Origin of the sequence: Streptomyces sp. NPDC006798 (genome assembly GCF_040635975.1) — a bacterium.
Taxonomy (GTDB): domain Bacteria; phylum Actinomycetota; class Actinomycetes; order Streptomycetales; family Streptomycetaceae; genus Streptomyces.
Window position 1 is genome coordinate 19,831 of the sequence record NZ_JBEYIS010000034.1, and the last position, 24,783, is coordinate 44,613.

General features: G+C 71.1%; 19 protein-coding genes and 1 pseudogene. 10 read left to right on the forward strand and 10 right to left on the reverse strand.

The genetic code is table 11. From position 1 onward, the window contains the following. Nucleotides 1-62: 62 nt before the first annotated feature. Both msrA and ABZ714_RS22525 read right to left on the reverse strand, forming a co-directional pair. Nucleotides 63-728 (reverse strand): peptide-methionine (S)-S-oxide reductase MsrA, encoded by a 666-nt coding sequence (msrA, locus tag ABZ714_RS22520; RefSeq protein WP_358827083.1) that lies wholly within the window; start codon nucleotides 726-728, stop codon nucleotides 63-65. Between the two features lie 198 nt (nucleotides 729-926). Continuing rightward, complete coding sequence (locus ABZ714_RS22525; protein ID WP_358827084.1) at nucleotides 927-2,036, reverse strand: hypothetical protein; 1,110 nt, start codon at nucleotides 2,034-2,036, stop codon at nucleotides 927-929. A 141-nt stretch (nucleotides 2,037-2,177) separates the two neighbouring features. Here ABZ714_RS22525 and ABZ714_RS22530 point away from each other — a divergent pair, with 141 nt between their 5' ends. Further along, nucleotides 2,178-3,332, forward strand: coding sequence for a cystathionine gamma-synthase (locus ABZ714_RS22530; protein WP_358827085.1), 1,155 nt, complete (start codon nucleotides 2,178-2,180; stop codon nucleotides 3,330-3,332). 104 nt (nucleotides 3,333-3,436) lie between these two features. Here ABZ714_RS22530 and ABZ714_RS22535 read toward each other — a convergent pair whose 3' ends face one another. The 4 genes from ABZ714_RS22535 to ABZ714_RS22550 form a co-directional block, all read right to left on the reverse strand. Next, nucleotides 3,437-3,628 carry a DUF1059 domain-containing protein gene (locus ABZ714_RS22535; RefSeq protein ID WP_358827086.1) on the reverse strand — a complete coding sequence of 64 codons (192 nt, stop codon included), beginning with the start codon at nucleotides 3,626-3,628 and terminating at the stop codon, nucleotides 3,437-3,439. A gap of 131 nt (nucleotides 3,629-3,759) precedes the next feature. Further along, nucleotides 3,760-4,011 (reverse strand): hypothetical protein, encoded by a 252-nt coding sequence (locus ABZ714_RS22540; RefSeq protein WP_358827087.1) that lies wholly within the window; start codon nucleotides 4,009-4,011, stop codon nucleotides 3,760-3,762. After that, on the reverse strand, nucleotides 4,008-4,442 hold the full coding sequence (locus tag ABZ714_RS22545) for a sigma factor-like helix-turn-helix DNA-binding protein (protein ID WP_358827088.1): 435 nt from the start codon (nucleotides 4,440-4,442) through the stop codon (nucleotides 4,008-4,010). Before ABZ714_RS22545 ends, ABZ714_RS22540 begins: the two co-directional genes overlap by 4 nt. A 559-nt stretch (nucleotides 4,443-5,001) precedes the next feature. Then, complete coding sequence (locus tag ABZ714_RS22550) at nucleotides 5,002-5,505, reverse strand: MarR family transcriptional regulator (RefSeq protein WP_358827089.1); 504 nt, start codon at nucleotides 5,503-5,505, stop codon at nucleotides 5,002-5,004. Between the two features lie 213 nt (nucleotides 5,506-5,718). On the opposite strand from ABZ714_RS22550, the gene ilvA reads away from it, so the two are divergent. The 3 genes from ilvA (at nucleotide 5,719) to ABZ714_RS22565 (ending at nucleotide 9,152) form a co-directional block, all read left to right on the forward strand. Continuing rightward, nucleotides 5,719-6,957, forward strand: coding sequence for a threonine ammonia-lyase (gene ilvA, locus ABZ714_RS22555; RefSeq protein ID WP_358827090.1), 1,239 nt, complete (start codon nucleotides 5,719-5,721; stop codon nucleotides 6,955-6,957). A 327-nt stretch (nucleotides 6,958-7,284) separates the two neighbouring features. Continuing rightward, nucleotides 7,285-8,295 carry an ATP-binding cassette domain-containing protein gene (locus ABZ714_RS22560; RefSeq protein ID WP_358827091.1) on the forward strand — a complete coding sequence of 337 codons (1,011 nt, stop codon included), beginning with the start codon at nucleotides 7,285-7,287 and terminating at the stop codon, nucleotides 8,293-8,295. After that, a complete protein-coding gene (locus tag ABZ714_RS22565) occupies nucleotides 8,292-9,152 on the forward strand; it encodes an ABC transporter permease (protein ID WP_358827092.1) in 861 nt (286 codons plus the stop codon). The genes ABZ714_RS22560 and ABZ714_RS22565 overlap by 4 nt, the downstream gene beginning before the upstream one ends. Nucleotides 9,153-9,258: 106 nt before the next feature. Here ABZ714_RS22565 and greA read toward each other — a convergent pair whose 3' ends face one another. Both greA and ABZ714_RS22575 read right to left on the reverse strand, forming a co-directional pair. Further along, nucleotides 9,259-9,756, reverse strand: a complete 498-nt coding sequence (greA, locus tag ABZ714_RS22570; RefSeq protein WP_358827093.1) for a transcription elongation factor GreA — start codon at nucleotides 9,754-9,756, stop codon at nucleotides 9,259-9,261. 312 nt (nucleotides 9,757-10,068) lie between these two features. Further along, entirely contained in the window at nucleotides 10,069-10,473 is a 405-nt protein-coding gene (locus ABZ714_RS22575) for a DUF4307 domain-containing protein (protein WP_358827094.1), read from the reverse strand. A 106-nt stretch (nucleotides 10,474-10,579) separates the two neighbouring features. On the opposite strand from ABZ714_RS22575, the gene mca reads away from it, so the two are divergent. Both mca and ABZ714_RS22585 read left to right on the forward strand, forming a co-directional pair. Then, nucleotides 10,580-11,461, forward strand: a complete 882-nt coding sequence (gene mca, locus ABZ714_RS22580; RefSeq protein WP_358827095.1) for a mycothiol conjugate amidase Mca — start codon at nucleotides 10,580-10,582, stop codon at nucleotides 11,459-11,461. After that, on the forward strand, nucleotides 11,454-11,774 hold the full coding sequence (locus ABZ714_RS22585; RefSeq protein ID WP_358827096.1) for a hypothetical protein: 321 nt from the start codon (nucleotides 11,454-11,456) through the stop codon (nucleotides 11,772-11,774). Before mca ends, ABZ714_RS22585 begins: the two co-directional genes overlap by 8 nt. Nucleotides 11,775-11,986: 212 nt before the next feature. On the opposite strand, the gene ABZ714_RS22590 is transcribed toward ABZ714_RS22585, so the two are convergent. Then, nucleotides 11,987-15,247, reverse strand: a complete 3,261-nt coding sequence (locus tag ABZ714_RS22590) for a tetratricopeptide repeat protein (RefSeq protein ID WP_358827097.1) — start codon at nucleotides 15,245-15,247, stop codon at nucleotides 11,987-11,989. A gap of 423 nt (nucleotides 15,248-15,670) precedes the next feature. After that, complete coding sequence (locus tag ABZ714_RS22595; protein WP_358827098.1) at nucleotides 15,671-17,536, reverse strand: DNA/RNA helicase domain-containing protein; 1,866 nt, start codon at nucleotides 17,534-17,536, stop codon at nucleotides 15,671-15,673. A 493-nt stretch (nucleotides 17,537-18,029) separates the two neighbouring features. On the opposite strand from ABZ714_RS22595, the gene ABZ714_RS22600 reads away from it, so the two are divergent. The 4 genes and pseudogenes from ABZ714_RS22600 to ABZ714_RS22615 all read left to right on the forward strand — a co-directional run. Beyond that, entirely contained in the window at nucleotides 18,030-20,042 is a 2,013-nt protein-coding gene (locus ABZ714_RS22600) for a thioredoxin domain-containing protein (RefSeq protein ID WP_358827099.1), read from the forward strand. 502 nt (nucleotides 20,043-20,544) lie between these two features. Then, nucleotides 20,545-21,867 (forward strand): glycosyltransferase, encoded by a 1,323-nt coding sequence (locus tag ABZ714_RS22605; RefSeq protein ID WP_358827100.1) that lies wholly within the window; start codon nucleotides 20,545-20,547, stop codon nucleotides 21,865-21,867. Continuing rightward, nucleotides 21,864-23,714: a glycosyltransferase family 39 protein gene (locus tag ABZ714_RS22610; protein ID WP_358827101.1), complete on the forward strand. Its 1,851-nt coding sequence runs from the start codon at nucleotides 21,864-21,866 to the stop codon at nucleotides 23,712-23,714. The genes ABZ714_RS22605 and ABZ714_RS22610 overlap by 4 nt, the downstream gene beginning before the upstream one ends. After that, a pseudogene (locus ABZ714_RS22615) lies at nucleotides 23,711-24,538 on the forward strand (polyprenol monophosphomannose synthase); the annotation flags it as partial. The gene ABZ714_RS22610 and the pseudogene ABZ714_RS22615, both read left to right, overlap by 4 nt. Between the last annotated feature and the right edge of the window lie 245 nt (nucleotides 24,539-24,783).

The window sequence follows — 24,783 nt, forward strand, 5'->3', positions numbered from 1 at the left end:
GCGGCGGGAGCCGCCGCGCGGGGCGGCGGCCCGCCCCGGCGGCTCGGCTCCGGCCCGGCGGTTCAGCCCTCGGCCGGGGCCACCCCCACCGGACAGCTGACGCCGGTGCCGCCGATCCCGCAGTATCCGGCCGGATTCTTGTCCAAGTACTGCTGGTGATATCCCTCTGCCGGATACAGCGGGCGGCCGTCCGCCGGAAGGATCTCCGTGGTGATCGTCCCGTAGCCGGAGGCGGTCAGGACCCGCTGGTACGCGGCCCGGGACGCCTCGGCGGCCTCAGCCTGGGCGGGGGAGTGGGTGTAGATCGCCGAGCGGTACTGCGTACCGACGTCATTGCCCTGGCGGAAGCCCTGGGTGGGGTCGTGTGACTCCCAGAAGAGCTTCAGGAGCTGGTCGTAGGAGACGACGGCGGGATCGAAGACCACCCGGACCGCCTCGGTGTGGCCGGTACGGCCCGAGCAGGTCTCCTCGTAGGAGGGATTGGGCGTATGGCCGCCCTGGTAGCCGACGAGGGTCGTCCAGACCCCGGGGGTCTGCCAGAACTTCCGCTCGGCGCCCCAGAAACAGCCCAGACCGAAGTCCGCGGTCTCCAGCCCCTCCGGATACGGGCCCAGCAGCGGATTGCCCAGGACCGTATGGCGCTCCGGGACCGGGAACTCCGGGGCGGGGCGGCCGGGCAGCGCCTCCTCCGGGGTGGGCAGAACGGGGACGCGGCGGGACAGGAACATGCGGATTCCTCCTCGGGAGGTCGGTATCCGGAAGAACGCCGCGGACGCGGCGGACATTCCGGAAACATCGTGTGCCCGGCCGACCGCACCGCGCCACCCCCGGGGACGGCCGGACCGTACGGGTGGACCGGAGCCGGAGCCGGAGCCGGAGCCGGAGCCGGGACCGGGCAGCGGCCGGGACGGGGGCGGCGGGGGCCGTCAGCCGTGCAGCATCGCAGGGGTGCCGCCGTTCGCCTCGAAGCCCGCGACCGCCAGATTGCGGTAGAGCGTGTACTCGGCGGCGGGGTCGTCGCTCATCGTCCACGGCAGGGCACCGACATGGCCGTCGATCCGGACCAGCTGGGCCATCGCCTCCGCCCAGCGCTCCGAGCGGATCAGGAACAGCGTCAGCAGATGACGGACATGCGCCAGCATCGGATCGTCGGGCCGGGCCGAATGCACCGCGTACAGCGCGCCGTCGACGGCCTTGGACACCACCGCGGACTGGTGGAAATTCTGCATGATCACCAGATCGGGGACGTGCTCGTAGACCGCGAACAGCGGCAGGGCCGCCAGCAGGGAGCCCTGAGGGGCGCGGGCCGCCGCCGTGGTCGCGAAGTGGTCCGCCTCCACACGGGAGCCGTGCCACTTCTCGCACAGATAGTGCAGGGCCGCCAGATGCGCGCCCATATGGTTCGGCGCCCGGTCGATGACCTTCGCCCACACCTGGTCGAACTGGTCGTGCCCGTAGCCCAGGCCGCGGGCGACGGCCAGCTCGGTGATGTACGGCACCGGGTCGTCCGGGGCCAGCGACGCGGCCTCCTCACAGACCGTACGCGCCTCCTCCAGGATCATCCGGAAGTCGTCCTCGCCGACGGCCGACGACCGCCACGCCTGCTGGACCAGGAACTCCGCGTGCACCTGCGCGGCGCCCACGTCCTTCGGCGCCTCGGAACGCCAGGCGCGCAGCCATGATCCGCCGACCCCGGGCTTCTGCCGCAGCTCCAGCGCCGCCGCGCCCGCGAACGCCTGCACCCGCTGCCAGCGGACCTCGCCCGCCGCCGGGGTGCCCGACAGGAGCTGGGCCGCCGCCCGCCAGCTCTGGGTCTGCTGCACCACATCGAGCACATCGAGGAGATCCTGGTCCGGCCCCGGCAGCCGGATGTCCTGCTCCTCCTGGCGCAGAAAGCCGTACTCCTCCGGATTGGCGGCGTCCGGGGAGCGGGGATCGACGAGCTGAAGGCCCGCGCCGCCGCGCCGGCGGCGCACGAACGGCGCGACGACGGCGACCAGCAGACCGATCGCGAGCAGGAACCACAGAATCTCCATGCACCCATTGTCCCGGACGCCGCGCGAAGCGAATCCTCCCCACCGCCGGGTTCTCCGCATCGTGGGACGGAGTTGTCCACATTCCGGGGGTTGTCCACAGGCGGGGGCCGCCCGGCCCCGGCGGGGCTACTCTCGGGCCTCATGAGCGACCAGCACAGCTACCAGCACCTCGAAACCCTCGCCATCCACGCGGGGAACACGGCCGACCCGCTGACCGGCGCGGTCGTCCCGCCGATCTACCAGGTGTCGACGTACAAGCAGGACGGCGTCGGCGGGCTCCGCGGTGGTTACGAGTACAGCCGCAGCGGCAACCCCACGCGTACGGCACTGGAGGAGAACCTGGCCGCGCTGGAGGGCGGCCGCCGCGGTCTGGCCTTCGCCTCCGGCCTGGCCGCCGAGGACTGCCTGCTGCGCGCCCTGCTCGTCCCCGGCGACCATGTGGTGATCCCGAACGACGCTTACGGCGGCACCTTCCGCCTCTTCGCCAAGGTCGTGGCCCGCTGGGGCGTGGAGTGGTCCGTGGCCGACACCTCGGATCCGGCCGCCGTCCGGGCCGCGATCACCCCGAAGACCAAGCTGATCTGGGTGGAGACCCCGTCCAACCCGCTGCTCGGGATCACCGACATCGCCGCGGTCGCCGGGATCGCGCATGCCGCGGGCGCCCGCCTCGTGGTGGACAACACCTTCGCCACCCCTTATCTCCAGCAGCCCATCGCGCTCGGCGCCGATGTCGTGGTCCACTCCCTCACCAAGTACATGGGCGGTCACTCGGACGTGGTCGGCGGTGCCCTGATCGCCGCCGACGAGACCGTCGGCGACGAGCTGGCCTACCACCAGAACGCGATGGGCGCGGTCGCCGGTCCGTTCGACTCCTGGCTGGTGCTGCGGGGCATCAAGACGCTGCCGGTCCGGATGGACCGCCACAGTGCGAACGCGGGCCGGATCGCCGAGATGCTGCTCCGTCACCCCAAGGTGACGTCGGTGCTCTATCCCGGCCTGCCGGACCACCCGGGGCACGAGATCGCCGCCAAGCAGATGAAGGCGTTCGGCGGGATGATCTCGTTCCGGGTCGAGGGCGGCGAGACGGCGGCGGTCGAGGTCTGCGACCGCGCCCGGCTCTTCACCCTCGGTGAGTCCCTGGGCGGGGTCGAATCGCTGATCGAGCACCCCGGCCGGATGACCCATGCCTCCGTGGCCGGGTCTGCGCTGGAAGTGCCCGCGGACCTGGTCCGGCTCTCCGTGGGCATCGAGGCCGTGGACGATCTGCTCGCCGACCTCCAGCAGGCCCTGGGCTGAATCGCCGGAGGGCCCGCCCCCGGGCGTCGGCTCGGACGCCGGGGCGTACGAAACCGTACGGCCCGGCGGAAGGCGCCGTCCTCGGGCGGGCTCGGGCGATGCTCTCAGGCGGGGACCTTCTCGTCCTCCAGCAGACCCCGGACCTGCTCCCGCAGTTCGGCGGAGTCCTCGTGGCCGTGGACGGAGACCGCGTGCTCCGTCGCCGCCCGGACGACCTCGTCCTCCTCGCCGGCGATGGTCAGCGTGCAGCCCGACTCACTGGGGTACTTGCGGCAATCGGCGACTTTCCTGGCCATGACGACCTCCTCGGGGCGTCTGTCAACCGCTTGTTCCAGGATAGGCACTTCAGGCCGAGCAAAAGGGAATTTTCTGTTCAAATCACTCAATGGTCGATGCCTCGGGGCGCGTGACCATTCGCCGACGGACGTCAGAATCCCTCCACGAGGGTCGTCGGCTCCTCGGGCGGCGCGTGCCAGGGTTCGACCACCACCGCCCAGACGGTGAACGCGGCGGCCAGTGCGAAGAGCAGCATCCACCCCGCGAATCTGACCGTGCGCCGCCGCCGGGCGATCCGCTCGCCGAGTTCGACGGCGCGCCCCGTCAGCTCCGGCGGCAGCGCGCCCGGGGCGCCGCCCAGCATCCGCCGGACGTCCTCCTGCTTACGGGTCTGCCGGATCATCCCGCCTCCGCCTCCGTGCCCGGCCGGTGCAGGGCCGTGACCGCGCGGCGGCAGACCGATCCGACCCGCTCGGCGGAGAGCCCGAGCAGCGCCCCGGTCTGCTCCTCGGGCACCCCCTCGCAGAGCCGGAGCACCAGTACCAGCCGCTCGCGCGGGGTGAGCGAGCCCAGCAGCCCGCCCCTGCTCCGGTGGAAGCGCCAGGACCGCTGGGCGAACCGGACGGCCAGTTCCCGCCGGGCCAGGTCGTACGGATCCTCGTCGCGGACCCGGTCCCACTCGGCGTATGTCCTGGCCAGGGCGGCCGTCAGCAATCGGCGGGCCTCCGGATTGCGGTCCGGGGGCTCGGCGGTGAGCAGGGTCGCGGCGTGCAGCAGCCGGCCGCCCGCGCCCGTGGTGAACCCCTCGAACTCCCGGGCACGGTGGCTTCTCATGGAGAGCCGCCGCTCGGTCATGTCCTCATCTAGGGACAGGTCACCCGGCGGGGTCAAGACGTCGTCGGGCATCCGCACGGCCGGCCGGGGCGGTGAAGGGCTTTGGCAGTGGCCCGGCCGGGAGTTCGGAAATGGCCCGGAAGAGTGCCGGGAAGGACCCCGGGAAGCTCCGAAGAGGTCCGAAGAGGTCCGAAGAGGTCCGAAAAAGTACCGTGGGCCACGGGTGGCTTCGGATGACTCGGAATGGCGTCGAACGGTCGTGAACGGCCGAGGGGAAGAAGGACGCGCGGCCGGGCCGGATGTCCGGCGGACCCAGGTGGTCGGCGTACCAGGGTCGAATCGCCGGTGCTGCGGGCTCGGCCGCGCGGCTGCCGCGGACCGTACGCGTGGGGCGCGTGGGGCGCGTGGGACGCGCGGAACGCGTCGTGCGGATGGTGCGGATAGTGGGGGTGATGCCCGTGAGAACGGCCGGATCGCGGCGGACCGCGGCTGCGGACGAGGGGCGTACGGCCGAGGGGGCCGAACGGACCGACGGGCCCGCGGAGTTCGGGGCAGAGGGTCAGCCGGTGGCCGGGGGCGGCACCTCCGTTCCCGTCTGGCGGGCCGACAGCGCCCGGTTGAAACGGGTCAGCAAGGACGTGAAGGACTCCCTCTCGGAATCCGACCAGCCGTCCGTCACCTGGGCCATCAGTGCCCGCCGCGACGAGCGGACCTCCTCTAGGCGGGCCTGCCCGCGCGGGGAGAGCTGCAGTACGACGGCCCGGCCGTCCTCGGGGTGCGAGGTCCGCTTGACCAGGCCGGTGTCCACGAGGGGAGCGACCTGGCGGGTGACCGTGGACGAGTCGATGCCCATCCCGGCCGCGAGCGCCTTGACGCCCATCGGACCTTCCCGGTCCAGCCGGTTGAGCAGCAGATACGCGGCACGGTCCATCGAGTTGCGGACCTGCCCCATCCCCGCGAGCCGGGTTTGCTCCGCCCGCCTTGCGAAAAGGGCGACTTGGTGTTGGAGGGCATCGAGGAGGCCGGGATCTAGACGGGTCGTCATGTCCTGAGAAGTGGGCATGGCAAAGGGCTCTCTCGTGCGGGAGCGGTCGATTGGTGGGGGACAGAGTACGCGGCCCCGGGGCACTCCGTACGGGGCCTGAGAAAACCGGCGGAGAAGCGGTATACGGATGTCCGCCGGGGGCGCGCCGAGGCGGGGACGGGGGTGTCCTCGCCGTCGTCCGCTGCCGCCGCGACGCGGAGCGCGCCCCCGTGAGCTGCGAGACTGGGAGTCATGAGCTTCCGTCCGCGTCACACCTTTCCGCCGGTCATCCTCGACGACGTCCGGGGGGCCCGGAAGATGCTCTCCGGTGTGGCCCGGATGACCGCGATGGAGGGCAGCCGCCATCTGTCCCGGCTGGTGGGGGCGCCGGTCCAGTTCAAGTGCGAGAACCTCCAGCGCACGGGGTCCTTCAAGCTCCGGGGGGCGTACGTCCGGATCTCCGGGCTGCGGCCCGAGGAACGCGCGGCGGGCGTCGTGGCGGCGTCGGCCGGGAACCATGCCCAGGGGGTGGCGCTGGCCTCGTCCCTGCTGGGGGTCCGCGCGACGGTCTTCATGCCGCAGGGCGCGCCGCTGCCGAAGGTCGCCGCCACGCGTGACTACGGAGCGGATGTCCGGCTCCACGGTCAGGTGATCGAGGAGACGCTGGAGGCGGCGGAGGCGTACGCCCGTGACACCGGCGCGGTCTTCATCCACCCCTTCGACCATCCGGACGTCATCGCGGGCCAGGGCACGGTGGGTCTGGAGATCCTGGAGCAGTGCCCGGAGGTGCGGACGATCCTGGTCGGGATCGGCGGCGGCGGTCTGGCGGCGGGGATCGCGGTCGCGGTGAAGGCGGTCCGGCCCGATGTGCGGATCGTCGGGGTGCAGGCGGAGGGCGCGGCGGCGTTTCCGCCGTCGCTGGCGGCGGGGCGGCCGGTCGCGGTCCGTGCCCCGGTGACGATGGCCGACGGGATCAGGGTGGGGCGGCCCGGGGATCTGACGTTCGGGATCGTCGAGGAGCTGGTGGACGAGGTCCGTACGGTCTCCGAGGACGAGCTGTCCACGGCGCTGCTGCTCTGTCTGGAGCGGGCGAAGCTGGTGGTGGAGCCGGCCGGGGCGAGCCCGGTGGCGGCGCTGCTGTCGGACCCGGCGGCGTTCGCGGCCGGACCGGTGGTGGCGGTGCTGTCCGGCGGGAACGTGGACCCGTTGCTCCTCCAGCGGATCCTCCGGCACGGGATGGCGGCGGGCGGCCGCTATCTGTCGCTCCGGCTCCGGCTGACCGACCGGCCGGGGGCGCTGGCGGCGCTGCTCGGGGCGCTGTCGGTACTGGACGCGAATGTGCTCGACGTCAGCCATGTCCGGACGGATCCGCGGCTCGGCCTGACGGAGGTGGAGGTGGAGCTGCAACTGGAGACGAAGGGCCCGGAGCACTGCGAGCAGGTGGCGGCGGCGCTGCGGCAGGAGGGGTATGTGGTGACGGTGATGGGCTGACCGCGCCCGCCGCTCGCGCCCGTACGGCACCGGAGCCGTACGCCCCGCCGTCGTACGCCCCCGGCGGCACCCGGACGAACGCCCCGCGCCCCTTGTGGCGCGGGGCGTTCGCCGTTCCCGCCGCGACACCTCGCCACGATGTATCGCGTTTACAAACTTGAGAAACGCGATACATCGCAATATCGTGTGGCCCTGTCGCGCCGCTCCGGGACCCGCCGGTGCCGCTCAAGCCGCATGCCGCGCGGTGGAAAAAGCCGCAAAGTACTGCAAACCTGAACATCTCAAGCGATGCGCGATCCACCGTCCGCTCACTACGGGGAGACCCATATGCCAGGCGCCATCTACGCCGAGGGGCTGGTGAAGACCTTCGGTGAGGTCAAGGCTCTGGACGGCGTCGATCTCGACGTCCCCGAAGGCACGGTCCTCGGACTGCTCGGCCCGAACGGAGCCGGGAAGACCACCACCGTGCGCGTCCTGACCACCCTGCTCAGGCCCGACCGGGGCCGGGCCGTCGTCGCCGGAATCGACGTACTCGAACACCCCAACGAGGTCCGCCGCGCGATCGGGCTCTCCGGCCAGTTCGCCGCGGTCGACGAGTATCTGACCGGCCGGGAGAACCTCCGGATGGTCGGCAGGCTCTACCAGATGAGCTCCCGCGCGGCGAAGGCCCGGGCGGGCGAACTGCTGGAACGCTTCAATCTGGCGGACGCGGCCGACCGTCCCGCCAAGACCTACTCCGGCGGCATGCGGCGAAGGCTCGACCTGGCCGCGGCGCTCGTCGTCTCGCCGCCCGTGATGTTCATGGACGAGCCCACGACCGGACTCGACCCCCGCAACCGCCAGCAGTTGTGGACCGTCATCGAGGAGTTGGTGGCCGGGGGGACGACCCTGCTGCTGACCACCCAGTATCTGGAGGAGGCCGACCACCTGGCCGACGAGATCTGTGTGGTCGACCACGGCCGGGTGATCGCCCGCGGCACCGCCGACCAGCTCAAGGCCCGTACCGGCGGCGAGCGCGTCGAGGTCGTCGTCCACCACCAGGACGACATAGCCGCCGCCCATGTGGTGCTGGCCGCCATCGGCAAGGACGAGGTCGCCGTGGTCAAGCACACCCGAAAACTCACCGTCCCGGTGGCGGGCGGCGCCAAACTGCTCGCCGACGCCATCCGCGAACTCGACGCCCGGGGTGTGGAGATCGACGACATCGGCCTCCGCCGCCCCACCCTCGACGACGTCTTCATCTCCCTCACCGGCCACAAGGCCGAAGCGGACGACGAGACACCGGACCCCGCCGGGGGGACCGGCTCCCGCCACGGTCGTCAGGAGGCCGCCAAGTGACCACCGCCCCCGGCATCACCGGTACCTACGCGCCCCAGCCGCGCGGCGGCGTCGTCCAGTCGATCACCGACTCCCTGGTCATCGCCCAGCGGAATCTGATCCGGATGGTCCGGATCCCCGAAGTCGTCCTCTTCGGCCTGATCCAGCCGGTGATGTTCGTCGTCCTGTTCAGCTACGTCTTCGGCGGCTCGATCAGCGTCCCCGGCGCCGGCCTCAGCTCCTCCGGCTACCGCGAGTTCCTGATGGCGGGCATCTTCGCCCAGACGGTCACCTTCGCCACGGCGGGAGCCGGGGCGGGTATCGCCGACGACATGCACCGCGGCCTGATCGACCGGTTCCGCTCGCTCCCGATGGCCCGCGGCGCCGTCCTCACCGGCCGCACCCTCGCGGACCTGGTCCAGACGGCGCTCACCCTGGTCGTCCTGATGATCGTCGCCCTCCTCGTCGGCTGGCGCGCCCACGAGGGCATCCCCAAGGCGGCCGCGGCCTTCGGCCTGCTGCTCCTGCTGGGCTACGCCTTCACCTGGATCGGCGCCCTGATCGGCCTCTCGGTCCGCACCCCCGAGGCCGCCACCTCCGGCGGACTGATCTGGCTCTTCCCCCTGACGTTCATCTCCAACGCCTTCGTCCCCCCGGAGAACATGCCCACGTTCCTCCAGACCATCGCGAACTGGAACCCCTTCAGCGCCACGGTCCAGGCCTGCCGCGAACTCTTCGGCAACCTCCCGCCCGGCTACCCGGTCCCCGACGCCTGGCCCATGCAGAACCCGGTCCTGGCGTCCCTGCTCTGGTCGATCCTGATCATCGTCGTCTTCCGCACCCTCGCGGTCCGCAAGTACCGCTCGGCGACCCTCTGAGAAATCTGACGCCACGCTTCACGGGGCCGTCGCGCCCCGGATACGACGATGCCCCCGGGAACCCCGGGGGCATCGTCATGTCTGTGGGCGGTGGGCGTCGTCGCCGTCAGCCGGTGTAGGGCTTGGCGGCGAGGATCGTCACGGAGGCCGTCTTGCCGTTGGGGAGTTCGTACTCCGCCGTGTCGCCGACCTTCTTGCCGTTGACGCCGGTGCCGAGCGGCGACTGCGGGGAGTACGTCTCGATGTTCGAGCTCGCGTACTCGCGCGACGCCATCAGGAAGGTCAGAGTGTCGTCCTCGTCGCCGTCGAAGGCGATCGTCACGACCATGCCGGGCTCGACGACGCCGTCGTCCGGCGGCGCCTCGCCGACCTTCGCGGACTCCAGGAGCTGCGTCAGCTGCCGTACCCGGAGCTCCTGCTTGCCCTGCTCCTCCTTGGCCGCGTGGTACCCGCCGTTCTCCCGCAGGTCGCCCTCCTCGCGAGCCGCCTCGATCTTCTTGGCGATCTCGGTGCGCGCGGGACCAGACAGATACTCCAGCTCGGCCCTGAGCTGGTTGTACGCCTCCTGGGTCAGCCAGGTGACGTTCTCACTGGTCTGGGTCACAGGTGCTCCTCGTCGGTACATGGGATACAAAGCTTCGCCCTACCCAGAAGCATGTGCCTCTACGGGAGGGCGAAACCACGACCCTAACAATTTCGTGCTGAAAGGGGGAGAACAAAAGCCATCAGAATCACATCAACGCAGGTCAGAGAATGATCTGGGGTCGAACGCGCGATGGTTTCTTCCGATGGTCGGCCACTGGACCACTGCCGGGACCCGGACCGGACGCCGTGACGGCGTCAGCAGGTCGTCATCCGGTCGCCCGCCGCCGGGCCGGGCCGGCGCACCGGCTCACCGGGCCGGGTGCGGAAGCGGTCACGCGGTGTCGCACCGGACCAGCTCCGCGGTCGTACCTCGGGAGAGCGTACGGATCTTGTACACCTGGTCGATCCGGGACTCGCCCCGCTGGTCGATCCGGACGTCGAGCCGGCCGACCTCGGCGCCGTCCTCCGAACGGGACCGGACCGTACAGCTACCGGTCGCGTCCGCGTCCTTGCGGATCTCCAGATGGACCTGGACCTCCGAGTCCGAGGTCACATCGAACTTGATCATCTCGGCACTGATCTTCTGGCCGGCGATGTAGTCGTAGCCGAACCAGCCCACCACGGCGATGAGCACCGCGCCCAGCGCGCCGCCCAGGACCTTGAGACGGCGGTCGGAGCGCTGGTCCGCCGAGTGCCCGTAACGGCCCTCGGGAAGCTGCTCGCGCACGCCGCTCATGGTGATTCCTCCCGCACAGTCCGAATCGGGCGGAGCGGAATTTTCCGCCTCCCGATTCGGTCACTATAGAAGCCGTGCCGACCGACCAATCACTGAGGATCCCGTCTTGACTGAGCAGCTGCGACTGATGGCCGTGCACGCCCACCCCGACGACGAGTCGAGCAAGGGCGCGGCGACGATGGCCAAGTATGTGTCCGAGGGGGTGGACGTGCTGGTCGTGACCTGCACGGGCGGTGAGCGCGGCTCCATCCTCAACCCCAAGCTCCAGGGCGACGCCTATATCGAGGCCAATATCCACGAGGTCCGCCGCCGTGAGATGGACGAGGCCCGGGAGATCCTCGGCGTCCAGCAGGAATGGCTCGGATTCGTCGACTCCGGACTGCCCGAGGGCGATCCGCTGCCCCCGCTCCCCGAGGGCTGCTTCGCCCTGGAGGACGTCGAGGAGGCCGCTGGGCCCCTGGTCCGTTCCATCCGCTCGTTCCGGCCGCAGGTGATCACCACCTATGACGAGAACGGCGGCTATCCGCACCCCGACCACATCATGACCCACAAGATCACCATGGTCGCCTTCGAGGGCGCGGCGGACGCCGAGCGCTTCCCCGAGGACGAGTTCGGCCCGGTCTACCAGCCGCTGAAGCTCTACTACAACCAGGGCTTCAACCGCCCCCGTACGGTCGCCCTGCACGAGGCGCTGCTCGCCCGCGGCCTGGAGTCGCCGTACGGGGAGTGGCTGGAGCGCTGGGAGGAGTTCGAGCGCGCCGAGCGGACCCTGACCACGCACGTCCCGTGCGCGGAGTTCTTCGAGATCCGGGACAAGGCGCTGATCGCCCACGCCACCCAGATCGACCCCGACGGCGGCTGGTTCCGGGTGCCGCTGGACCTTCAGAAGGAGGTCTGGCCGACGGAGGAGTACGAGCTGGCGAAGACGCTCGTCGCTACTTCCCTCCCCGAGGACGACCTCTTCGCGGGCATCCGCGACAATGCCTGATATGACCCCAAGCGCAAATCTGGCAATGATGCACGCGGCGGACCTCGCCAAGGAGCTGGACAAGAACAAGGTCACCCCCGGCGTTCTCGGCTTCCTGGTGTTCGCGGGACTCGCCGTGGGCGTGTGGTTCCTGATGAAGTCCATGACCCGGCACATGAACCGCATCAACTTCGACCAGACGTCGGCCGGTGCCGCGGCCGCGGCACCGTCGACGGCGGCGGCGAAGGCCACGGCGTCCGCGACGGCCGCCCCGGCGGCCGCGACCGCCGAGTCCGGCGGCGTCAGCGGCGGGGCAGCCGCGAAGAAGGCGTAGCGGAGCCGGCGTACCGCCGGGGTCGCACCGGTCCGCCCGCACCCCCGAGGGGCGCGGGCGGACCCGTGAAGCCGCCGTTCCGGTACGCGCGGCTCGCGTCCCGGCAGGCGTACGGGCGACGCGGGCTCCGGAGCCGTAGCGGACTACGCGTACGCCGCCTCCGGAGCCGTAGAGACCGGCCCGACCGGCCCGACCGGCCGGGGCCGCCCCGCTCAGTCCTCCCGTGCCGCGTCGGGGGACGGCACCGGGACGCCCATCACCTCACGCGCGTGACGGTTCGGGATCAGGCCCAGATGCCACGCCTGCCAGCCGTCCTCCAGCCGTACGCCCCGCTCCAGCATCACCGCCAGCGCCTGGGCGCAGTCCTCCAGCTTGCCGTCGCGGGCCGGGTGGGCGGCGGCCCGCATCCGGGCCAGCTCCTCCTGGGCGACGACCGTACCGACCTCCGTACCGCCCGGTGAGGCGTACGGCAGCAGGGTGCAGCGCAGCAGCCGGGCCCAGTCGGCGCCCCGGGCGTCGCGGTACGAGTCGAAGAGCGCGACCGCCTCGTCGCAGAGCGCCAGCGCCTGCGTCTCCCGGCTGTTGCCCGCGTCGATCAGCGCCAGCTCCAGACAGGTCCACGCCTCCCCGTGGGCGACCCCGATCCGCTTGAAGTCGGCCCGCGCGTCCACCAGGAGCTGACGGGCGAAGCCGGAGTTGCGGAGGTTGCCGGTCCTGGCGGCCCGGATGTCCCGGGTCAGCCGCCCCGAGTGGTGCCGGGCGCAGGCCAGCCCGTAGACGTCCCGCATCCGGGAGAACATCGTCCTGGCCCGCTCCAGCTCCCGCAGCGCCTCGTCCCGCTCGCCGCCCTCCTCCAGCGCCTGCCCCAGGTAGTACAGGGTCCACGCCTCGCCGCGGGCGTCCTCGTTCTCCCGGTGCCTGGCCAGCGCCCGCCGCAGCTCGTCGACGGCCACCACCGGATCGCCGTCCACCAGCCGGGCCCGGGCGAGCTGGGTCAGCGCCCACGCCTCGCCGCGCCCGTCCCGGGTCCGCCCGTACTGGTCCAGCGCCGTCCGCAGCTCCTCGTCCGCGCGCGGTACGTCGCCCATCCGCAGACACACCTGGCCGAGCTGGAAGTGGGTCCACGCCTCGCCGTGCAGCGACTCGCCCTCCCGGTGCAGCCGCAGGGCCGTGTCCAGCAGGGTCAGCGCCTCCGCGAGATGCGCCTGGTCCCGGCGGACGGCCGCCAGCGCGTGCAGCGACCAGGCCCGGTCCTCGGCCTGCTCGGGGGAGCCCTGGAGGGCGATCGCCTCGTTCAGCTTGGCCGCGGCCTCGACGAGATTGCCCTGGTGGTGGAGGGTGATCCCGAGGGAGCAGAGCGCCAGTGCCGCCCCCGCCTCGTTCCGGGCGTCGCGGTAGAGCCCGACCACCGACGACAATGTCGTCCGCGCCTTGTCCAGCTCGCCGAGCTGACGCGCCGCGATACCCGTCCGCAGCCGCACGGCCCGGTCCAGCAGCCCCTGGTCGACGGCCTGGGTCAGCTCGGAGATCTCGCCGAGCCGGTAGAGGTCGCCGCGGAGCAGGCAGTAGTCGGCGAGGGCGCCCAGCAGATTGAGTACGGTCTGCTGGTCCACGCCCTCCGCGTACCGCAGCGCCGAGGTGATGAAGCTGGACTCGTCGTCCAGCCAGCGCAGCGCCGACTCCAGCGACGAGAAACCGTGCGCGTCGAACTTCCCGGCCCGGGTGGAGAGCTTGCCGTCGACCATCCGGATCACGGCCCCGGCGAGATCCGCGTAGTTCTGGATCAGCCGCTCCTGCGCGGCGGTCCGCTCGGCCGCCGCCTCCTCGGCGAAGAGCCGCTCCCGGGCGAAGGTCCGTACCGACTCGTGCAGCCGGTAGCGGGACGACCGCACCCGGTCGATCAGACCGGCGCCCGCCAGCTCCCGCAACAGCGCCTGGGCGGCCGTCCGGTCGGTCGCCAGCAGGGCGGCCGCGGCGGCGGCCCCCAGGGACGCCCGGCCCGCCAGGGCGAGCCGCCGCAGCAGCCGCCGGGCCTCGTCGGACTGGTCGGAGTAGCGCAGCCACAGGGCCCGCTCCAGCGGATCGTCCCGGTCGAGGGCGGCCAGATCGTCGGCGAGCCGCCCGGCGGAACGCGTCCCCAGCGACGACCCGGCGACCCGCAGCGCCAGCGGAAGACCGCCGCACAGCTCGCGGATCCGCTCGGTGCCCCGGGCGTCGTACGGCGCCGCTTCCTTTCCGGCCTCTTCTCCGCCGCCGGAGGCCAGCTCGCGCAGCAACTCCTCCGCGCCCGCGTCGTCCAGACCGTCCACCGCGAGCTGATGCACCCAGGCGGGGGCGTCCGGCCCCTCCGGCAGCGCCAGCCGCTCCCGCGCGGTCACCAGCACCAGACTGTCCGACCGCTCCGGCACCAGAGTCCGCACCTGCTCCGGATCGCTGGCGTCGTCCAGTACCACCGTCACCGCGAGCCCCGTCAGATGCTGGTGGTACAGCTCGGCCAGCCGCCGCACCTGCTGCTCGGCGGAGGACCGCTCCCGGAAGAGCAGCTGCTCACGGGGCGCGCCCAGCCGGTTCAGCAGATGCAGCAGCGCGTCCCGGGTGGTCAGCGGACGGCCGCTGTTACCGCGCAGATCGACCACGCACGCGCCCCGGAACTGGTCCTTCAGATGCTCCGCGGCCCGCAGCGCGAGGGTCGTCCGGCCCGCGCCCTGCCGCCCGTACAGCACCACGATCGTCGGCTTGGTCTCCGTCGCGGCCCGGGCGGTACGGACCCACTGCCCGATCCGCTCCACGGCGTCCCGGCGGCCCGCGAACGGGCCCTGCGACACCGGCAGATGCCGGAACGACTGGTCCAGTACGGCCCGCCGGCGCGCGGCGGCACTGCGATCGGCCCCGCGCAGCCGGTCCACGGCCCCGGCCGCCGCCCCGGTCGGCCGGGCCGGCCGGGCCCGGGACGCGGTCAGCATCCGCTGCTGCTCCAGATACGGGCGGATGCCCCGTACCTCCAGCGCCGTCAGCCACTGCAACCGCAACTGCTCGGCACCGCCCGGCTGCCCCAGCGCGCCCGCCGTCCGATGGGCGGCGGGCCAGTGCGACGCGGTGACCTTCAGCACGGTCGTCGCCGCACCCGCTACCGCGACCACGGCCCCCGCGCCCAGCGCCGTACCCGTAGAGGTGTCCATGACCAGATCGGCCCCCACGGCGGAGACGGCGGCAACGGCCGTGACCAGCACGGGAGTCGACAGATTCCGCCACGCCAACCGGTCCGACAACGGAGGCCTCGCCGCCTCGGCCGCGCTCAGAGCCTCCTCGTACGCGGCGTACTCCTCCGCCACGGTCCCGGCCATCGCATCGAGTGAGGCCCGCGCCCGGGCCAGCAGTATCCGACCGTCACCCGCCCCGTCCCCCCGCCGCGCCTCCTCCTCCACCGCACGCGCCAACAACCGCTCGGCCTCGGCCCGATGGCTCTCCCGCATGGCCGCCCCCTCTTCACGTTTCCGATCACCTGGCGGTCCGGCCCCGTTCCCGACCGGACCTCCCGGCCGCGCCCGGGCACCATCGCCACCACACGCGAACACCGGAACACACCCCGGAGCCCGGACCTCGTACCCGCCCTACCCAATGACGTCATGCCCACGCCTACGCGAGGGGAAGATCGCGGAGGCCGGGCCGCGTGCCGTACGGCCGGTGCCGGGCCCGTCAGTCGCCGTAGCGCGGAGTGCCGCGATCATGTACCGGATCCGCCGTACGTCCTCCTCGGCGACCGCGTCCGAGTTGACGTGCATCAATTCGAGCGGTCGTCCCCCGTCCAGGACTGGCCTTCGAAGGTCATCGGTTCGACCATGCCGGGCCTGGATTCAGTGGCGGGGCACAGGCCCGGAGCGAGGGCGACGGGTCGCTCAGAGCCTCGGCACCCCGAGGTCGGCGAAGAGCTGCCTTGTGACGGGATCGACGGAATAGAGCACCGTTCCACGGATGGAACGAGACATCAGCACGCCGTAGGCGTTGCGCAACGCCCGGGTGAGTTCGCCGTGGTCCTCGATGCGTGATGCCTTGCTCTTCACGTACTCGCGGTGGGCGACCCAGGCCTCGTCCTCCCAGGTGAGGTCGGGACCCATGATCACGCCACCCCACTCGTACTCGAGCCCCTGGGCCGTGTGTACGCACCCGATCTGTCCGAAGCCACCGGGATCGGTCGCCCAGAACTTCCGCTTGGGCACACCCGGGGTGCTGTGGGTGTCGCCGGCGTTCCAGGGACGGGCCCAGCCGGGATCGGGATTGACATCGGGGTGGGTGCCGGTGTCGTCGGTCCAGTCCCAGCACATCCCGGCGCTCATCCGGGCGCTCGTGCCCGCCGGATCCCTGCTCAGGAGGAACGCCTCCATCGAGGCGGCGCTCTCGGCGTAGTAGAGCTCGAAAGGCTCGGGATCGGTGGCATCATCGGGACACCACTCGATGGGATCCCCTGCCATGAGCCGATGGGCCCAGGTGTCGTAGGTCGAACTGCCGATGGTGCGCAGCACCCGGTCCAGGGTGATCGGCACGATCTCCACGCCGAGGCTCTGGATCTCGGCCTCGAGTCGCTCCGGAGACCAGATCTCCTCCGGGAAGAGGCGTTGGTCGCCGTCGATGAAGAAGACCGGCACGCGAGCGCGGCTGACGAGCACCTCCACGGAGCTCGGTCCGGTGGACCGCATGTGGAAGGAACCGGTCTTCGGCCGCTCGCTGAGGCGGTGGGCCTCGTCGCAGACGATCAGGTCCAACTCGTCGGGCTCGACCTTGTCGGCGACCCCCTTCACCGTCATAAAGGCCTTCTGGCGCCCTTTGGCGGCTCTCTTGAAGGTGTCGCGGGAAGCGATGCCGCCGGATACGAAGGCAGCTGAGTGCCCCGCCTGCAGCGCCTCCTCAAGAGCGGTGAGGGCGACGAGCGACTTGCCGCTGCCCGCGCGTCCCTCGATGACGAAGACCTTCTTCGCGCCAGGTGATCCGACAGCCGTATTGGCGTCGGCGATCGCCCGGACGGCCTTCAACTGGTGCTCGACGAGGCTGAAGCGGGAGTGCCCGTTGACGATCGCTCCGATCTCGTCCGTCAGGAGCGAACTGGTACGCCGACGTCCGAGCAACTCCTGTGCGGCCTCCGCGCCGGAGGCCGGGCTGAAGTTCGCGACCAGGAACTTCTCCAGATCCAGTGGCTGTCGCTGCGTGAAAGTGGGGATTCCGGGGCGAGGGGACACCCGGCTGATCCACTGATAGGCCGGGTCCTTGAGATTGTGCAGGTAGGCCGCGCCCGTCAGATTGACATAGCGGTCGTCGAACATGCTGTGGTGCCTGCGCAGGTCGTCCATATTGGTGTTGACCTGGATGGCGGGGTGCTTGACGTGCTTCTCGTACCCCTGGAACGGCGCGTAGACCCGATCCCTGGCACACATCTGGCAGAGCGTAACGTTCCCCGCCGTCTTGCAGCTCGCACAGAGCCCCGCGGGTTTCGCCGCCGTCGACCGCTCGATACTGCTCCACTGTTTGAGTTCGATGACCGCGTAGCTGAGCCGCCCCGAAGGGTGTTGTCCCGCGAGGATCACGTCGACGGGGTTCATCGCGCCGTCGGCGAGGTACTCGATGAACATCCAGACATCGCCGAGACCGCGTTGGTCCAAGGTGGTCGCGAGCTCGTAGACGCTTTCACGCCAGGACTTCACGTCCGATGGCTTCGGCGGCTTGTCTTTCGGGTGTGCTGCGGTGTAACACTCGCTGATCTTCTGGGCCAACCGGTGACGTTCCCGGGCAAGGCGATATGCGGGCCAGAACGCCTCCAGTGGCTTCCAGCCGCCCCCGACCGCCATACCGCCTACCTCCAAAAGTGAGTGGAAGCTCTTACGAGCAAGGTCACCTGGAACTTAGCAGAATCGATTCTTCGGTCCACGCGTGCAAGATTGGCCGAGGGGGGCCCACGACGTCTCGGTCTCGGTCCCGGGCGAATCGGTGGCACGGGCCCCGCTGCCCCGCTCTCGATGGAGGCGATCTTCATCGAGAAAACCTTCAATGTCGAATCACTAAGGCGTGTTCGCGCACGCCGGTGATCTGAGGTGGATTCGGAACCCCCTCATGGGGGCGGAAGCCCCATCGCCCACAAGGGTGATCCGGGGTAATTCGGGTGATTCGCATTCGCCGTGTACCGGGGTATGGGCGCGATTCGGCCATGCAGGGCAGGGGGCTGCTGGCTGAGCCGTCGGGGCGGGGCCGCGTGAGAGGCTGGCACGCATGAACCGGCTGGCTGGTGTGACCTCGCCCTATCTCCTTCAGCACGCTGAGAATCCCGTCGACTGGTGGCCCTGGTCGCCGGAGGCGTTCGAGGAGGCGCGGCGGCGGGACGTGCCCGTGTTGCTGAGTGTGGGGTACAGCTCCTGTCACTGGTGTCACGTCATGGCGCACGAATCCTTCGAGGACGAGGCCGTCGCGGAGTATCTCAACGAGCGCTTCGTGGCCGTGAAGGTCGACCGGGAAGAGCGGCCCGATGTGGATGCCGTGTACATGGAGGCCGTGCAGGCCGCCACCGGGCAGGGCGGGTGGCCGATGACCGTGTTTTTGACCGCCGACGGGGAGCCGTTCTACTTCGGGACCTACTTTCCGCCCGAGCCGCGGCACGGGATGCCGTCGTTCCGGCAGGTGCTGGAGGGGGTCGCCGCGGCGTGGACGGAGCGGCGGGAGGAGGTCGGGGAGGTCGCCGGGCGGATCACCCGGGATCTGGCCGGGCGGGCGTTGGCGCACGGCGGGGAGGGTGTGCCGGGGGAGGACGAGCTCGCGGCGGCGCTGCTGGGGCTGACCCGGGAGTACGACGAGCGGTACGGCGGGTTCGGGGGCGCGCCCAAGTTTCCGCCGGCCATGGTGCTGGAGTTTCTGCTGCGGCATCACGCCAGGACCGGGGCGCGCGGGGCGCTCGACATGGTCGACGGGACCTGTGAGGCGATGGCCAGGGGCGGGCTCTACGACCAGCTCGGCGGCGGTTTCGCCCGGTACTCCGTGGATCGCGAGTGGGTCGTGCCGCACTTCGAGAAGATGTTGTACGACAACGCGCTGCTCTGCCGGGTGTACGCGCATTGGTGGCGGGCCACCGGTTCCCCGCTCGCCCGGCGGGTGGCGTTGGAGACCGCCGATTTCCTGGTGCGTGAGCTGCGGACCGCCGAGGGCGGCTTCGCGTCGGCGCTGGATGCCGACAGTCACGATCCGGCCGGGCGGCACGCCGAGGGCGCGTTCTATGTGTGGACCCCCGGCCAGCTCGTGGAGGCCCTGGGCGAGGAGGACGGGCGGCGGGCCGCCGAGTTGTTCGGGGTGACCGAGGACGGCACCTTCGAGGAGGGCTCCTCCGTGCTGCGGCTGCCGGGCGAGGACGATCCGGAGCTGCGGGCCCGGCTGCTGGCGGCGCGGGCGGCGCGGCACCGGCCGGAGCGGGACGACAAGGTCGTCGCCGCCTGGAACGGGCTGGCGATCGCCGCCCTCGCCGAGACCGGCGCCTTCTTCGACCGGCCCGATCTGGTGGAGCGGGCCACCGAGGCGGCCGATCTGCTGGTCCGGGTGCATATGGACGACGGCGCCCGGCTCACCCGTACCTCCAAGGACGGAGTGGCGAGCGCCAACGCCGGGGTCCTGGAGGACTACGCGGATGTCGCCGAGGGCTTCGTGACCCTCGCGGGCGTCACCGGCGAGGGCGTCTGGCTCGACTTCGCGGGCGTACTGCTCGATCTGGTCATCGACCGGTTCACCGGCGAGAACGGCACCTTGTTCGATACCGCGCACGACGCCGAGCCGCTGATCCGCCGCCCGCAGGACCCCACCGACAACGCGACCCCCTCCGGCTGGACGGCCGCCGCCGGGGCTCTGCTCTCGTACGCCGCGCATACCGGCTCCGAGCCCCATCGGACCGCCGCCGAGCGGGCGCTGGGTGTGGTGAAGGCGCTCGGCCCGCGGGCCCCCCGGTTCATCGGCTGGGGCCTGGCCGCCGCCGAGGCGCTGCTCGACGGGCCCCGGGAGATCGCCGTGGTGGGCCTCGCCGGTGATCCGGCCGCCCGAGCCCTGCACCGTACGGCTCTGCTGGCGACCGCCCCCGGTGCGGTGGTCGCGGCGGGTGAGCCGGACGGGGAGGAGTTCCCGTTGCTGCGGCACCGGCCGCTGGTGGACGGTGCGGCGGCGGCGTACGTCTGCCGGGGTTTCACCTGTCGGATGCCGGTCACCGATCCGGCCGCCCTGGCCGAGCAGGTGGGCGGGTCTGCGGGGTAGGGGGCGCGGGGCGCGCGTCTGTGTGGGGTTGGTGAACGGCTGGTGTGGCCCCGGTTGCCTTAGTGCGGCCGGGGCTTTCGGTCGAACGCTGTCCGTATTCCTTCGTACCGCCGGTAACGGCAGGATGACATCACGCCCCACCTGTCACATCAGTCCCGGACGTCTATCGTCGTGCTCGATCGCCACACCCCCCATCACCTCGGCCAGGACGGAAACCGGACAGACTTTCGGCAACTACTGACACGGAGTCGAATCGCCCGCCACTCTGTGATCGGTAGTGGACATGCCATGGCTGGAAGGATGTCGGAGGTTTCCGTTTCGAGAGCAAGTGTCGAATCGGCACCGGACTTTCACATTCCGCCATTAAGGTCCGCTTAGCAGCAACCATGGGTAGCCGGGGGCGTACATAGGGGAGTGTGCGGACTCCTCCGGTGTCATCGGCGCGTTCGCCGGCAGGGGGGTCCTGACGCCGCTCGCGCAGGGGGTTCCAAGGGGGGACTTCGTGCTCTTATCGGTGTTCGTCGTGGCCGTATCACTGGCCCTGTTCGGGATGGCGGTCTTCACGCTCTGGTGGCAAATGCACGCCTGGCGTACCCCGGAGATACTCGCCTCCACCAGCTTCGACCGGCCCGACGGCGAGGTCGGGCTCTCCTTCTCCCTCCTGCTGCCGGCCCGGCACGAACAGGCGGTCCTCCAGCACACCATCGAGCGGCTGCTGGAGTCGAGCCACAGCAACTACGAGATCATCGTGATCGTCGGCCACGACGATCCGGAGACCACCGCCGTCGCGGTACGCGCCGCCGAACGCGATCCGCTGCGGGTCCGGGTGATCACCGACACCCATGAGAAGAAGAACAAGCCGAAGGCGCTGAACACCGCCCTGCCGCACTGCCGGGGCGACATCGTGGGCGTCTTCGACGCGGAGGACCAGGTCCACCCCGAACTCCTCGCCCATGTCGACCACGCCTTCACCACCACCGGCGCCGATGTCGTCCAGGGCGGCGTCCAGCTGATCAACTTCCACTCCAGCTGGTACAGCCTGCGCAACTGCCTGGAGTACTTCTTCTGGTTCCGCAGCAGGCTCCACCTCCACGCGGAGAAGGGCTTCATCCCGCTCGGCGGCAACACCGTCTTCGTCCGGACCGAGGTCCTGCGGGAGGCCGACGGCTGGGATCCCGAGTGCCTGGCCGAGGACTGCGATCTGGGCGTACGCCTCTCCTCCGTCGGCAAGAAGGTCGTCGTCGCCTACGACAGCGACATGGTCACCCGTGAGGAGACCCCCGACACCCTGATCAGCCTGCTGAAGCAGCGCACCCGCTGGAACCAGGGATTCCTCCAGGTCTACCGGAAGAAGGACTGGAAGCAGCTCCCGGGCCGCAGACAGCGGGCCCTCGCCCGCTACACCCTGATGACACCCTTCCTGCAGGCGTTCACCGGTGTGATCATTCCGCTCAATGTCGCCATCGCGCTCTTCTTCGACGTCTCCGTCGGTGCCGCGATGGTCTCCTTCCTGCCCGCCGTCACCGCCGTGATCACCTTCATCTTCGAGGTGGTCGGACTCCATGACTTCGGCAAGCAGTACGGGCTCCGGGTCCGGTTCGTGCACTACCTCAAGCTCGTCTTCGGCGGACCCTTCTACCAGATCCTGCTGGCCGGTGCGGCGCTGCGGGCCGTCTGGCGGGAGCAGCGGGGCCGTAACGAATGGGAGCTGACCAGTCATATCGGCGCCCATCTCACCGAAGACGCGCCTCCCGCGACAGCAGCTACGGCAGTGTCCGCCGCGACAGCCGTCGGTGCCGAGACCCGAGAGGACGCCCGCCGGTGACCACGACCCTCCCCAGCCCCGACGAGACGGCTCCGGAGACGACGTCGGACCGGGCCGCCTCCCGGCCCGCGCCTTCGACTGCGACCAAGCCCGCGCCCGTCCCGTCTGCCGCGCCCGGCGCCCGTACCACCCGTACCACCCGGTTACGGACCGAGCCCAGACCCGTCATACGCTTCCGCTCCTCCCGCCCCGACCTCGCCATCTGCCTCGGCCTGCTGGTGGTGATCGTCCTCGTCCAGGGCTGGAACATCACCGGCTTTCCCGCCCTCTCCGACGACGAAGGCACCTATCTCTCCCAGGCATGGGCCGTCCAGCAGGGCGAGGGCCTGGCCCACTACACCTACTGGTACGACCATCCGCCCCTCGGCTGGCTCCAGATCGCCGGACTCACCTACCTCCCGGCCCTGTTCTCGCCCGAGTCGATGAACGTGGCGACCATGCGGTACACGATGCTGCTGATCAGCGCCATCAGCGCCGTACTGGTCTATGTCCTCGCCCGGCGTCTCTTTCTGCCCCGCTGGGCCGCGGGGGTCGCCATGGCCGCCTTCGGCCTCTCCCCGCTCTCGGTCCACTTCCAGCGGGAGCTGTTCCTCGACAACATCGCCGTGCTGTGGATGCTGCTGGCGTTCTGCCTCGCGGCCTCCCCGAGCCGCCATCTGTGGCACCAGTTCGCCGCCGGACTCGCGGGCGCCGTCTCCGTACTCTCCAAGGAGACGATGCTGCTGGTCCTGCCCGCCCTGCTGGTCACGCTCTGGACCCACAGCCACCGCCAGACCCGCAAGTTCGTGGTGACCGGGGCCATCACGTCCTGTGCGCTGGTCGGCCTCTCCTATCCGCTGTACGCGCTCCTCAACAACGAGCTGTTCGCCAGCGGGAACCACGTCTCCCTCTTCGACGGCATCCGCTACCAGCTCAGCCGCCCCGGCTCCGGTTTCATCCTCGACGTGGGCTCCGGCTCCCACAAGACGTACGAGTCGTGGCTCTACTACGACCCGATCCTGCCGCTCGCCGGGGTCGCCGCCGCCGTACTGCTGCTGGTGGTACGCCGCCGTTCGGTCACCGCCCGCGCGGTCGCCGGGCCGGCGCTCGCCGTGGCGATCCTGGCCCTGGTGGCGTTCCGGCCCGACGGCTATCTGCCCGCCATGTACGTGATCCAGGCGCTGCCGTTCCTGGCGCTGGTCCTCGCGGGCGCGGCGGCCGGCCTCGTACACGCGATCCTGTACCGGGGCCGGGCCGCCGCCGGCCCGCTCGCGGAGCCCGGTACCGAAGCCGAGGCGGCGGAGGGGCCGAAGACCGGGGAGCCCGGGGCCGGTACGACGACGGCCCGCCGGTTCCGGCCCGGTCCGCGCCGCACCCTGGTCGCGGCCCTGGCTCTGGCGGTCGCCGTCGCCGTCGTCCCCGCCTGGGCGGAGGGCAACCACGACGCCCTCACCCAGGACGCCAACCGGCACTACCGGGCCGCCGCCGCCTGGTTCGAGACCGAGATCGACGACCCGGCGGCCACCCGGGTCCTGGTGGACGACGCCCTCTGGCTCGACCTCGTCCACGACGGCTACGAGCCGGGCACCGGCGTGATCTGGTTCTACAAGGCCGATCTCGACCCCGAGGTGATCGAGGCCATGCCGCGCGGCTGGCGCGACATCGACTACGTCGTCTCGTCCCTGACGGTCCGCCGGGACGCGCCCACGCTGCCCACGGTCGAGGCCGCCCTGGCCAACTCCACCGTCGTCGAGGTCTACGGCACCGGGGACGACCGGATCGAGATCCGCCGGGTGGACGACCGGGCGGGCACCACCGGCACCGCCCCCGGTACGGGCAGGCCGCCGACCGCCGGAGGAGCTCTGTGACCGGCCGCCCCCGTACGACCACCGGAGAGCACACGGCACCCGCCCCCGGCGCCGGAACGCACCCGGAACCCGGACCGGGGGATCCGGCCGAACCGGCACCCGCCGTCGCCACCACCGTCACCGTCGTCGTCCCCACCTTCAACGAGTCCGGGAACATCCGCGAACTCCTCCACCGGCTCGGCGAATCGCTGCCCGCCCGGCGGCCCTGTGCCGTGGTCTTCGTGGACGACTCCACCGACGACACCCCCGAGGTGATCCGGGGCGCCGCCGGCGACCGGCCCTTTCCCGTCACCCTGATCCACCGCGACACGCCCCACGGCGGGCTCGGCGGCGCCGTCGTCGAGGGCCTGCGGGCCGCCGACTCCGAGTGGATCGTCGTCATGGACGCCGATCTCCAGCATCCGCCCGACCTCGTCCCCGAACTGGTCGCCACCGGCGAGACCACGGGCGCCGATCTCGTCGTCGCCAGCCGCGCCCTGCCCGGCGGCAGCCGGGCGGGCCTGGCCGGCGGCTACCGCGTCGTGGTCTCCCGGACCGCCACCTGGCTCACCAAGGCCCTCTTCCCGCGCGCCCTGCGCGGCATCAGCGACCCGATGAGCGGCTTCTTCGCGATCCGCAGGACCGCCGTCACGGCGGCCGTCGACACCGGGTCGCTGCGCCCGCTGGGCTACAAGATCCTGCTGGAGCTGGCGGTACGGCTCCGGCCCCGGGCCGTCGCCGAGGTGCCGTTCGTCTTCCGGGAGCGGTACGCGGGCGAGTCCAAGTCCAGCCCGAAGGAAGGCATCCGCTTTCTCCGGCATCTGATCGGACTGCGGTGCTCCGCCGCCGGGGCACCGGCCGCCGGTCCGCCGCACGCGGCCGGGGAGGGCCGGGCGTTCCGCCGTACCGCCTGAGCCGTGTGCTGACCCGAACTGACCCGCCGTACGCGTTCCGAGCCCGTGGCCCGGCGTGCGGCGTACGGCGTACGGCTCCGGCGCCGTGCCGCCGAGATCTTCTACGACCCCGAACCGAACTCGAACCCGCCGCCCGGCCCGTCCACCGACCCCGGCGGCCCGGCCCAGACTCGGCG